Source organism: Synechococcales cyanobacterium T60_A2020_003, from assembly GCA_015272205.1.
Classification (GTDB): Bacteria; Cyanobacteriota; Cyanobacteriia; order RECH01; family RECH01; genus JACYMB01.
Genome location: JACYMB010000310.1, coordinates 1 through 11,238, shown reverse-complemented (window position 1 = coordinate 11,238; position 11,238 = coordinate 1). Strand labels below are relative to the sequence as shown.

Annotated in this window: 12 protein-coding genes; 7 read left to right on the top strand and 5 right to left on the bottom strand. The window is 52.7% G+C overall.

All coding sequences use genetic code 11. The annotated features are described in order from the left end of the window. Together IGR76_15410 and IGR76_15405 are read left to right on the top strand one after the other, a co-directional pair. A partial coding sequence (locus IGR76_15410; protein ID MBF2079861.1) for a benzoate/H(+) symporter BenE family transporter occupies positions 1–534 on the top strand: 534 nt, incomplete at its 5' end. A 113-nt stretch (positions 535–647) separates the two neighbouring features. Next, positions 648–1,757 (top strand): saccharopine dehydrogenase NADP-binding domain-containing protein, encoded by a 1,110-nt coding sequence (locus tag IGR76_15405; protein MBF2079860.1) that lies wholly within the window; start codon positions 648–650, stop codon positions 1,755–1,757. Here the strand turns inward: IGR76_15405 and IGR76_15400 are convergent. After that, positions 1,754–2,332 (bottom strand): Uma2 family endonuclease, encoded by a 579-nt coding sequence (locus IGR76_15400; GenBank protein MBF2079859.1) that lies wholly within the window; start codon positions 2,330–2,332, stop codon positions 1,754–1,756. The two genes, IGR76_15405 and IGR76_15400, sit on opposite strands and share 4 nt — an antisense overlap. Before the next feature lie 116 nt (positions 2,333–2,448). Continuing rightward, positions 2,449–3,216, bottom strand: coding sequence for a hypothetical protein (locus IGR76_15395; GenBank protein MBF2079858.1), 768 nt, complete (start codon positions 3,214–3,216; stop codon positions 2,449–2,451). Positions 3,217–3,411: 195 nt separating this feature from the next. On the opposite strand from IGR76_15395, the gene IGR76_15390 reads away from it, so the two are divergent. Beyond that, a complete protein-coding gene (locus IGR76_15390; protein MBF2079857.1) occupies positions 3,412–4,029 on the top strand; it encodes a hypothetical protein in 618 nt (205 codons plus the stop codon). 5 nt (positions 4,030–4,034) lie between these two features. After that, positions 4,035–4,445, top strand: coding sequence for a hypothetical protein (locus IGR76_15385; GenBank protein ID MBF2079856.1), 411 nt, complete (start codon positions 4,035–4,037; stop codon positions 4,443–4,445). A 67-nt stretch (positions 4,446–4,512) separates the two neighbouring features. Here the strand turns inward: IGR76_15385 and IGR76_15380 are convergent, their stop codons facing one another. Next, positions 4,513–5,646 (bottom strand): hypothetical protein, encoded by a 1,134-nt coding sequence (locus IGR76_15380; GenBank protein MBF2079855.1) that lies wholly within the window; start codon positions 5,644–5,646, stop codon positions 4,513–4,515. A 286-nt stretch (positions 5,647–5,932) separates the two neighbouring features. Between IGR76_15380 and IGR76_15375 the strand changes: the two genes are divergently transcribed. After that, positions 5,933–6,379, top strand: coding sequence for a hypothetical protein (locus tag IGR76_15375; GenBank protein ID MBF2079854.1), 447 nt, complete (start codon positions 5,933–5,935; stop codon positions 6,377–6,379). Here the strand turns inward: IGR76_15375 and IGR76_15370 are convergent. Beyond that, complete coding sequence (locus IGR76_15370) at positions 6,324–6,764, bottom strand: transposase family protein (GenBank protein ID MBF2079853.1); 441 nt, start codon at positions 6,762–6,764, stop codon at positions 6,324–6,326. The two genes, IGR76_15375 and IGR76_15370, sit on opposite strands and share 56 nt — an antisense overlap. Before the next feature lie 274 nt (positions 6,765–7,038). Between IGR76_15370 and dnaK the strand changes: the two genes are divergently transcribed. Further along, on the top strand, positions 7,039–9,621 hold the full coding sequence (gene dnaK, locus IGR76_15365) for a molecular chaperone DnaK (GenBank protein ID MBF2079852.1): 2,583 nt from the start codon (positions 7,039–7,041) through the stop codon (positions 9,619–9,621). A gap of 89 nt (positions 9,622–9,710) precedes the next feature. Further along, positions 9,711–10,715, top strand: a complete 1,005-nt coding sequence (locus IGR76_15360; protein MBF2079851.1) for a J domain-containing protein — start codon at positions 9,711–9,713, stop codon at positions 10,713–10,715. A gap of 40 nt (positions 10,716–10,755) precedes the next feature. Here the strand turns inward: IGR76_15360 and IGR76_15355 are convergent, their stop codons facing one another. Next, a complete protein-coding gene (locus tag IGR76_15355; protein ID MBF2079850.1) occupies positions 10,756–10,944 on the bottom strand; it encodes an EAL domain-containing protein in 189 nt (62 codons plus the stop codon). Positions 10,945–11,238: the final 294 nt, after the last annotated feature.

Genomic DNA, 11,238 nt, shown 5'->3' with positions numbered 1-11,238 from the left:
TGCTCGAATAGCTCATCGTTGTTCGGTTTAAGAGGTTTGGCTCCTTTAAGTCTAATTATAAAGATGTCAAATCAGCTCTATACGGTGCCTATTTCTCCGGTGATTGGCTGGACAAGCATTGCGACATTGCTGCTGGCTCCCTTTGGGGCATTTGCGATTAACTTAGCGGCCATTACCGCCGCGATTTGCATGGGACAAGAAGCTCACGATGATCCTCAAAAACGTTACGTTGCGGCGATCGCCGCAGGCGGATTTTATTTTCTAATTGGTATCTTTGGGGCAACAGTGACGGCACTGTTTACGGCCTTTCCACCGGAACTGGTAGCGGCGATCGCGGGGTTGGCGCTTTTGGGAACGATTGGGAATAGGTTGGCGACAGCTTTAGTCTACGAATCGCAGCGGGAAGCGGCGTTGATCACGTTTCTGGTCACGGCGTCTGGGGTGTCGCTGCTGGGCATTGGCTCGGCATTTTGGGGACTAGTGGCGAGTGCTTTGGTGCTGGCGATCGCTCAAATTCGTTCTGGGAAGTCTTGAGGATAGGGATGAGTTTTGAGTTTTGAGTTGAGTGGGTACCGCATCGTTCTGGTGGAACGTGTCTACGGGCAATCATCCTAAGATGGAGGGGATACGGGAGGACAAGGGAGAACATGGTTAAGCGGGTACTGATTTTGGGTGGGCAGGGGCGGATTGGTAGCAGCGTGGCAGCGGATCTGTTGGCGCATACCGATGTTGATATCACCATTACAGGAACATCGGAGAATCCGAGATCTTCCGCAACCCTGGACGCTCCTTGCAAGCACTACCAGTCCCTACGCCTAGAGGATCGGGATGGGGTGCAACGGGCAATCGCCGCTGTGGATCTGGTGGTTCACTGTGCAGGGCCGTTTGAGTATCGGGATACGGCGGTGCTGCAAGCCTGCATCGATCAGGGGGTGAACTATATCGACGTGAATGATAACCGTTCCTATACCCGGAAAATCTTAGCGTTGCACGCTCAGGCTCAGGCGGCAGGCATTACGGCGATCGCCAATTCGGGTGTCTTTCCGGGAATGTCCAACAGCATGGTACGCCAAGCCGTAGAACAGTTGGATACACCGGAGGAGATTCATATTCAGTACGGAGTTGCTGGATCGGGCGGGGCAGGGGTGACGGTGATGCGAACGACGTTTTTAGGATTGCAGCATCCCTTTGAGGTGTGGATCGATGGACAGTGGCAATCGGTGAAGCCTTACAGTGAGCGAGAGGGGGTGACGTTCCCAAAACCCATTGGAAAGACGGGGGTGTACTGGTTTGATGTGCCGGAAGCGTGGACATTGGCAACGAGTTTTCCGGTGAAGACGGTCACGACTAAATTTGGGTCTACGCCAGATCTCTATAACTCTCTGACGGCTTTGGTGGCAAGGGTTACACCGTCTATGTTGATGCAACAACGACAATTTATCGAGTTCTTTTCCTACCTCAGCTACGGGATGACAAGGGTGAGCGATCGCTGGAGTGGAGTGGGGATTGCGATGCAAGTGCAGGTGAACGGCATCAAAGATGGGCGATCGGCCTGTTATACGTCATCGGTGGTACATGACCATACAGCCACGGCGGCAGGATGCGCGACAGGCAGCTTGGCAGCCTATGTGTTGGCGGGAACGATCGATCAACCGGGGGTGTGGCCTGTGGAGCGGGTGCTTTCGACCTCGTTGTTTGATCAGGCGATGCGATCGCGCGGCATTGAGATTCAGCGGGGATGGGTGGAGTTGGCTTAGGACAGAATGCCCTCAAGATTGAGCACAAATCCTGGTAAAACGAGCTCTCCTGGTAGTTCGGTGGGGGATTGTAAAATCTCGACCGATTGACCATTTCGATAGATTTCAACCTGCTGATCCAGGGGATTGAGGAGCCAGCCAAGCTGCATCCCGTTGTCCAGATACTCTTGCATCTTGGCTTGGAGCGTGCTGAGGTCATCGCTTGCCGATCGCAGTTCCACGGCAAAGTCGGGACAAAGGGGTAAAAATCGATTGGGGTCGGGTTGAAGGGCGTTGATGCGGTCTTTGCGAACCCAGGCGACATCGGGGGAACGAATCGCACCATTCGGCAAGATAAAGCCTGTAGAAGAATCGAAAACTAAACCTTGTCCGTTAGCGTCTGCCCAGTTGCTTAAACGCTGGTTTAACTTAGAATTGCGGTTTCCTGTTTCCCATCCGGTGGGTGGCATAATCACTAAGCTTCCTTCTGCCGTGCGCTCTAGGCGCAATTCTCGGTTGACCTGACAGAGCCGATAAAACTGGTCATCGCTGAGATGAATATCTGCGGTTGCCATTTCCAGGACGAGGGGAGTCATAGGTTCAACCAAGGACACGATGTACCTTTATTTTAATCATCTGCTGATTGGGGGGCGATCGCCTGTTGGAACAGGGCAGGCTGGCATAGATGGCGATCGCCCGATGTTAGCGGTGATTAGGATTCAGCCGATAATCCGAGAAATTGGCGAATTAGGGCAACGGTTTTCTCTTTGTCGGCTCGCCCAGAACTGTAGTAAGGCGTAAGGGCGATCGTCTTTCCGGATTTCAGGATGAAATTGACTTGATAGCACCAGCCCCCTTTATTGCCCCGGTGACGATCAATCGAAGTGTCAGTAATGGCGTTAAGGTCTTGCTGAGTGCATGTTGTGCCCGTCAATTTTTTCTGGATCAGAGAGAGTTTCCCAGATTGGCGATCGAGGTCGCAGATAATGATTTGCCCAAAAAAGAGAAAGACGAGGAATCCTGGCCCACCGACCAGCACGAGAGACACGAGACCCAATAGGCGATCGTCGTTGCGGAGGTAGAGGGAGGGTTGATCAGAGGTTTCTAGAAAGGTATTGATTTGGTTGACGCGGTTTTGGTGATAGGTGTATCCGGGGGTGTAGTAGGAGGTGAGTAGAATAGGATTTTGAGGCGTTTGCAGGACAACCCGGTAGGTGTCGTTGCCGTCGCTGTCGTAGCTGGTGTCGAGGATGGCCGTTTGGATATCGTTAACGGGGATGGATCGGCGGGATGTCCACCAGATGGTTTTGGTGGTAAGTTCGCAAGTCGCAGGGGGAGTGCGATCGCACGTTAGGGTTTGCTGGCTGGAAAAGAAGGTGGGCAAGGTTCCTGCAGTTAGGAAAAATCCGCCCACAAGCCAGGCGAACCAAGGGCGAATGCCGATGGTGAGTTTTTGGGGAGCATGGTGAATGATTTTCATAACCAGATGGGATGTACACACTGCATATAACTTCCAGAGTGCGAGGCGAAATTTCGCACGCATCAGGCGTTTGATTGAGAGTCGGGGGCAGAAATCCTGATGGAGCGGGACTAGTCCTGTAGGTTGGAGTGAGAGCCGCTGGCTTTAAGTGGGCATACTAAGCCCGTAATCAGGATCACGCTATGCAGTTGAGCTATGACTAACACTGAACAATCATCATCTCGGTTTCGCTCAGCTACGGAATTTCCAAAATCTATCGACCATCTGCCGACCCAGGAGGCGAACCAACTTTATCAGGAAATGCGCGATTGCCTGGTGTTTACCAATCGCAGCCGTGCCCAGCTTATTCGTCGCAACGGGGAATATAAACAAAGTACGCTTCAACTGAAGCAAGATGTGGAACGCCTGAATGGTTATATTCAACGCTTGAGGGTCGAGAAGGAGCAGTTGACCACCAGCAATCAACAGGTGATCACAGAATTGGAGCGTGAAATTATAACGTTGAGTCAACACCTTGACCATCTGTCTGATGTGTTTGATCAAGTGGCGGATGTGGATTCGCTCGAAAAGACGAAGTGGAGCTATTTGAGTTTTCCAAGTCGGTTTTTTAACTTTATTCGAGCCGTTCGCGCAATTGTGACCGCATGGCGCACCGATGAAGACGGCACACAACCTGTTCTTTCTCAGCCTTCATTGGAGTCTCTGCCTGCGGCCAATGAGGATGAAGTGGTGGACAAAGTGGCCGATGCACGCGAACATCCCTGGATGTATGATGATCCGGCATCCACTGGGCGATCGCTCCTCGATCGGTAAGCATTATGGGCAAGAAACGCATCAACCAACTTCTCGACCAACTGAAGCAGAACCAGCAGCAGGATATTCAAAATGCTGCTGCGATCTACACCGTTGCCCATGTTGCCGTCCAGGAGTTACAGCAGCAGGTTGATCAAGCAGACGCTCAGGCAGAACCGCCAGTGCAGATGATGTTGCCTGCGACCTCTGCCCCGGCTGTGCTCACGCAGGCCGAACTGGAGGAGCGCTACGGGTCTTACAACGGGTGTCGTCGGGCGGCAAAGAATTTAGGTATCCGCTTTCAGGGGACACCGCGCTGGAGCCAGCTTGTGCAGGCGTTTGAATATTACGAAACAATTCAGGCTATGGTCTCTTCGTATATGACGCAGCACCCCGCGCCCCATCTATCGGGACTCCGAATAGAGGTGCAGTTGTAGATGGATTAGGGCGTAAAACAACTTGGAGATTTGGTGCGTTACACGGCGCTAACGCCCCCTACGCAATCTACCCGATCGCTTTCTCATAAATCCGATAGGTTTTGTAGATTTTGCCGCCAGAGGCTTCGATCAGTTTACGGGAGGGAGCGTTGTCTTCGAGCACCCAGGATAGTTCGGCGCGTTGGTAGGGTTTGCCTTTTTTGACGCTACCTTTCATGCCGAGATAGATGAGGGCAAGGGGAACAAGTTTGCGGCGATAGTCGGGCAAAGAGGCGATCGCAATCACACGGCATTGGTCGATTTGGCGACGATACCAGAGGAATTTGAGGATGCCCCAGAGGTCGAGCTTGCCGTTGACGTGTTTGAGGGCAATGTTGTAATCGGGTAGACCCATAAAGAAGCCGATCATTTCGCCGTTGTATTCGGCGACAGGAAAGATGTCTGGGTCTACAAGGGATTGGAGTTCTTTGGCTTCTTCGAGGAACTCCTCTTCAGTGCGGGGGGTAGAACTCCAGTTAGGAGCAAAGGCGGTGGTAAAGAGACGGTAGAGGCTGCGGCAATCTTGCTGGAAGCCTTCGCCCTTGGTATGGATGGGGCGGAAGGTGACGCCGGATTTGAGGGCGATGCGGTAGCCTTTTTCAAATTCCCCGGAGAGGGCTTTGCTGGGGTCGAAGTCGTAGGCGTAGGCGTCTTTGGCTTTTGTCCAGCCTGCGTTTTCGATGTATTGGGGGTAGTAGGAGGGGTTGTAGGGCATCATGATCATCGGTGGTGAGTCGAACCCATCAACGAGGAAGAAGCTGCTGTTGTGGGTGGAGAGGTTGATGGGACCACGCACGGTGACCATGTCGTTTTGCTTGAGCCAGTCGCAGGCGGCCTTGAAGAGAGCTTGGGCGATCGCCTCGTCTTGGATGCATTCAAAATAGCCGAAGAGTCCGATGGCTTTCCCTTCGCGTTCGATCAGTCGTTGGTTGATGGCAGCGACGATGCGTCCGACGGGTGTGCCGTTGGGGGCTAGGGCGATGAAGGCTTGGAGGGTTCCGTATTGGCGAAAGAGGTTGTCGGGACTAAGCTGTTTGGCGATGCCGCTACGGATGGGGGGAACCCAGTGGGGATCGTTGGTGTAGACGTGGGCGGGTACGTCGAGGAATTGGTCGAGGTGAGTGGGAGTGGTGACGGAAATGATTTGGATAGCTAAGTCCATATTTTTAGTTATTTGTCAACTTAAACAGAGTGGTTGATCCAAAATTTCAAAATTTCAAGTGTGTCAAAAGAATTTTCCTGAGCCGTTCAGACATCCTTTCCTGATTTATTTAGCTTTGAGTGTATTCAAAGACAGGTAGAGCTATTTCTCGAAGTATGGAGCAAAAGAACTGTTCCTGAAATGTTTGGCCGACTAAAACATTCAGAATCATAGCTTTTCTCTATACCTTGCGAATTACCGCTATTTGAGGTCATAGATGCATTAAGAATGTGCAAGGAGAGCATGGATGCGGATTTTATATCTGATCCAGACGTTTAAGAATTTGCCTCAGATTACCCGACTTGTCCAGACTATCCGGCAATCCGATCCCTCAGGAGCGGTCTTGATTAGTCACAACCAAGAAGAGTTTGTGCTTGAGGCGTCGGTATTTGAAGGTTTATCTGATGTCTATGTCATCAATGTTCTGTCTGGCAGTCGCCTCGATTTTTCGCTTCCGGGTTCCTACATTGCAGCGCTCGATCATGCGCATAAACTCGGGATTGATTTTGACTGGGTAATCAACATGACGAGCCAGTGCTATCCTATAAGACTGCTCCACGAGTTCATTTGTGCGCTTGAGTGCGCTCAGGTGGATGCTTTTATTGACTATCATAGAGTTTTTGACGACCGGGGTCAGGCTACGGGGATCTGGCCGTACGAGGAAGCTCACAATCGTTACCACTACCAGTACTAAAGGTTACTGTACTGATGAAATTGGCTCCCTTGGCCGTGCGGGTGCAGCGAATGCTCTTACCGTCTCCTCCCACCCAACTGCCTGGACTCGGACGCATGAAGCTTAAGCACCACTGGTGAAAGATAGCGGCTAGTGCCTGATCGCTCACCTGTAGGAATAACCGACGAAAGGCGGACATGCAGGGCATGGGGATGTCTATAGGCAGAGCGACCACCGCTTGAATTTCAGTGGCATTTTTGCGGCAGAAGGTGGCTAACGAATGGTACCCTCGGTACCCACAAAAACTACCCAGTAAGGCCAGTACAAGCAACACCCAGAATGGATAGCGTTGCCCATGGCGGCCGCGGGGGTCAGGAATATGCTTCAATTGCTCAATGAGATTCATGGTCTAAGCCTGGATTAGATGAATTACCCATAACTTAGACCACCTCATTTTTCTCTCCAAAACATGAAACAACCCTGCGGATTCTTTGAGAATCCGGGGTTTTATCCAGATGAGTTATGTGCGATCGCCCTCCCATTGGCGTATTCGGTAATGCCCACTTCTGCCATTGAACCTGCATAACGAACAAGCGATGTTTGTGTAGCAAGATAGTATAGATGCAGCAACGATTTGCAATACTTGTTTAATTAAGGACACGCGAGGAGCGTCGCAGCGCATGGGCAAGGTCGTCGGAATTGACTTGGGAACTACCAACTCAGTTGTTGCCGTGATGGAGGGGGGCAAGCCCGTCGTCATTGCCAACGCCGAAGGGATGCGAACGACTCCATCCGTGGTGGCGTTTAGCAAAGATGGCGATCGCCTCGTGGGGCAAATGGCGCGACGGCAAGCGGTACTCAATCCCCAAAATACCTACTACGGCATCAAGCGCTTCATGGGTCGCCGTTATAGTGAACTGGATCCGGTCGCCAAACAGGTTCCCTACACCATCCGACGCGATGAAATGGGGAATGTCAAAATCAAATGCCCCCGATTAGAAAAGGATTTTGCCCCCGAAGAAGTGTCGGCGATGATTCTGCGGAAGCTGGTGGATGAAGCCGCCCGTTACCTGGGCGAGCCAATCACCGGAGCCGTCATCACTGTTCCCGCTTACTTTAACGATGCCCAGCGACAGGCGACCCGCGATGCCGGACGCATTGCAGGGTTAGAGGTCAAGCGGATTATCAACGAACCGACTGCCGCTGCCCTTGCCTACGGATTAGAGCGTCGGCAAAATGAAACGATTCTGGTGTTTGACCTCGGGGGTGGCACCTTTGATGTGTCCATCCTAGAAACGGGCGGTGGCGTCTTCGAGGTCAAGGCCACGAGCGGGGATACGCAACTAGGGGGGGCGGATTTCGATCGCCGGATTGTAGACTGGCTGGCCGATGAGTTTCAGCAGCGAGAAGGGATTGATCTCCGGCGCGATCGCCAAGCTTTGCAGCGGTTAATGGAAGCGGCGGAAAAGGCCAAGATTGAGCTATCGGGTGTTGGCGTCACCGAAATCAACCTGCCCTTTATCATTGCGACGGCAGATGGCCCCAAGCATATTGAAACCCGCCTCAGTCGGGAACAGTTTGAAGCTCTCTGCTATGACCTCGTGGAACGCCTGCGCATCCCAGTGAAACAGGCGCTTGCCGATGCTGGACTCAACCCGATGCGGATTGATGAAGTGGTGCTGGTGGGGGGCGCCAGCCGGATGCCGATGGTGCAAAATCTGGTGCGATCGCTCATCAATATCGAACCGAACCAAAACGTGAATCCCGATGAAGTTGTAGCCGTAGGAGCCGCGATTCAGGCGGGGATTCTCAACCAGGAAGTGAAGGATATTTTGCTCCTGGATGTAACGCCCCTCTCCATTGGTCTGGAAACGATTGGTGGCGTGATGAAAAAGCTGATTCCGCGCAACACTACGATTCCCGTGCGGCGATCGGACATTTTCTCGACCTCGGAAAACAATCAAACCATGGTAGAAGTCCACGTCCTCCAGGGCGAGCGAGAAATGGCGACTGATAACAAGTCCCTGGGACGCTTTAAGCTCATGGGCATTCCCCCTGCCCCTCGCGGCGTACCGCAAGTTGTGGTGTCCTTTGACATTGACGCCAACGGCATCTTACAGGTGACGGCTCTGGATAAAACCACGGGTCGGGAACAGGGCATCACCATCCAAGGCGCATCGACGCTGAGCGAGATGGAAATCCAGCAGATGATTGCCGATGCCGAGAAATACGCCGATGTGGATCGGGAACGACGCGATCGCATTGAAAAACGCACCAAGGCCGAAACCCTCACTTTCCAAGCGGAACGCTTGCTGCGCGAAGTAGCGCTCGACTTTGGGATGCAGTTTGCTAGCAGCTACCGTCGCCGGATCGAAACGCTAATTAAAGAACTCCGTGCCTGCATCCAACGCAACGACGATCGCGGCATCGACCTTACCCAGTCGGAATTGCAGGATGCCATGTACGACCTGCGCCAAGAAGCGTATCAGTTCGCGAAGGAGGAGGAAGGCGATGACGACTTCTTCGGTTCCATTCGCCGAACCATCGCCAATTTGGGCAAAGATGACGATGACGATCTGTTCTTTGACGATCGCTACAATCGCCGCCCTCCCTACAACCGCGATCCCTACGCCCAAGACTACAATCGCGACTTTTACAATCGCGATCCCTACCCGCAAAAAGGGTACAGCCAAAATGCCTATGGTCGGGATCCCTATTCTCCAGAACGCTCCCAACCCTACAGCCGCGCCCCCTACGACTCACCCGATCCCTACGCCAATCGGCGCGATACCTACGATACCCCGCGCGATCGCACCAGCGGATACGACCGTGATCCCTACGCAGGACAGGACACCTACGATCGCGACCCCTATGCGCGGCGGGATACCTACGATCGCGACCCCTATGGTCAGCCTCCTAGCCCACCTGCGTCTTCCCGTTCCTCCTATGGTCAGGAATCAGGCTATCCTGCGAGTTCCCGTGATCCGTACCGTTCAGATGAGTCCTATGGGCGTGAGTCCTATGATCGCGATCCCTATTCCCGCGATTCCTATGCCCCGGAGCCTTACAATAATGGCTCTCCCCCCCGTGACCCGTACGGTGGTGGTGACTATGGGGATGACTACGGTGCGCCCACGGATCGTTCCTCTCGGCGCGATCGCCAGGAAAATCGTGCGCCTCGGTCAGGCCGTCCCCCGGCTGAACCCCGTCCCAATCGCGACTATTATGATGACGATTGGGGCGATGACGACGAATGGCTTTGATCAAGCGTCATCTGAGGGACTTTAAAGACTCTTCTCCACCCCTCCACTCCTTTACCTCTCTACCCACTCCTTAACGAACGCAGCGCCTAATGCAAAACTTTCGGAACTACTACGACATTCTGGGAGTCGCCAGGGATGCCACTCCGGATCAGATCAAGCAGGCATACCGGAGCTTAGCGCGTCAGTATCACCCGGATTTGAATCCAGGGGATAAGGCTGCCGAGGAAAAGTTTAAAGAGATAGGAGAAGCCTACGAGGTCTTGTCCGATGAGGATAAGCGATCGCAGTATGAGAAATTTAGCCGCTTCTGGAAAAAGGGCGAATTTTGGAAGGGGGGGCGATCGCAAAAAGCAGCGGGAGACATGGACTATAGCCAGTTTCCCGATTTCAATACCTTTGTCGATCAATTGCTCAACCGTCAACACGCTCCGGCTCAAGAACCCTCTAGTCGCGTTCGCACCGTCCGCAAAGCCAGTGCAGGCAGTACGGCCACGGCTTCTCCCCCGTCCCAATCCCAATCCGAAGATACCTATCGTCCCGGTACCAGCAAGAAAAGCTACACCGTTAGCCAACGTCCACCCGCCCGCAATGATATTGAAGCCCGATTGGTCATTCCGCTAGAACGAGCCTATTCTGGCGGACGGGAACGAATTCGCCTGGAAAATGGGCGATCGCTGGAGGTCAATATGCCTGCGGGAATGGTCACTGGGCAAAAGGTGCGGATTCGCGATCAAGGCGTTAATGGGGGTGATTTATTTCTCAAGATTGAAGTTGAACCCCATCCTTTCTTTAAGCTCAGCGGCGCGGATATTCTGTGCCAAGTGCCGATTACGCCTAGCGAAGCCGTTTTGGGCGGTTCGATTGACGTACCGACCCTCGACGGATGGGTGAGTATGTCGATACCATCGGGAACGCGTCCAGGACAGAAGCTCCGTCTAGCTGGCAAAGGATTCCCGATCGATGGACGGCGTGGCGACCAAGTTGTTGAAGTTTACATTGCGGTGCCCCGTGATCTGACGCAACAAGAACGGGATCTATACGAAAAACTCAGGCTCATGGAAAGTTTTGATCCAAGAGCCGATTTGCTAATGTAGCGTGCGAACTTTCCTTCATTAAGCAGTCACTATTTCAAGATTAATGGTGCACTAACCAACTCATGTTCTCCGCTAGGAGATGACTCATTTGTGTTGCATTCGTAGGTTTTGCAAATAGGTACCCCTGCCCAAATTGACAATCCAATTCCTGTAAATAGCGTGCCTGTTCTAGCGTTTCAACCCCCTCAGCAACAACCTTAATATTCAGTAACTTTGCGAGGTTAACAATAACTGGAACAAGGTTGACTGCTTCCGAAGAACTATCGAGGCCTGGTTGACTGACATATCTTTTCTAGTAGGTTGGGTGAAACAACGTGGAACCCAACTCTAGCCTTTATTCTGTTGGGTTACGCTAGGGCACTGGTCGCCTAATAAGTGATGGATAGAATGAAAAGGTAGTGAACCAGTTCTAGCGATGCCCTGCCCTCCTTGTCAAAGCCAGCAGGGGGTCAAAAACGGTAAGCATCCCCTCCAAGATGGAACACCGATCCAGAATTACCTCTGCAAAAGCTGCCGTAAACGA

Coding starts and splice junctions, on each gene's coding strand:
- IGR76_15405 (MBF2079860.1), top strand. CDS start 648: ATGGTTAAGCGGGTACTGATTTTGGGTGGGCAGGGGCGGATTGGTAGC.
- IGR76_15400 (MBF2079859.1), bottom strand. CDS start 2,332: ATGACTCCCCTCGTCCTGGAAATGGCAACCGCAGATATTCATCTCAGC.
- IGR76_15395 (MBF2079858.1), bottom strand. CDS start 3,216: ATGAAAATCATTCACCATGCTCCCCAAAAACTCACCATCGGCATTCGC.
- IGR76_15390 (MBF2079857.1), top strand. CDS start 3,412: ATGACTAACACTGAACAATCATCATCTCGGTTTCGCTCAGCTACGGAA.
- IGR76_15385 (MBF2079856.1), top strand. CDS start 4,035: ATGGGCAAGAAACGCATCAACCAACTTCTCGACCAACTGAAGCAGAAC.
- IGR76_15380 (MBF2079855.1), bottom strand. CDS start 5,646: ATGGACTTAGCTATCCAAATCATTTCCGTCACCACTCCCACTCACCTC.
- IGR76_15375 (MBF2079854.1), top strand. CDS start 5,933: ATGCGGATTTTATATCTGATCCAGACGTTTAAGAATTTGCCTCAGATT.
- IGR76_15370 (MBF2079853.1), bottom strand. CDS start 6,764: ATGAATCTCATTGAGCAATTGAAGCATATTCCTGACCCCCGCGGCCGC.
- dnaK (MBF2079852.1), top strand. CDS start 7,039: ATGGGCAAGGTCGTCGGAATTGACTTGGGAACTACCAACTCAGTTGTT.
- IGR76_15360 (MBF2079851.1), top strand. CDS start 9,711: ATGCAAAACTTTCGGAACTACTACGACATTCTGGGAGTCGCCAGGGAT.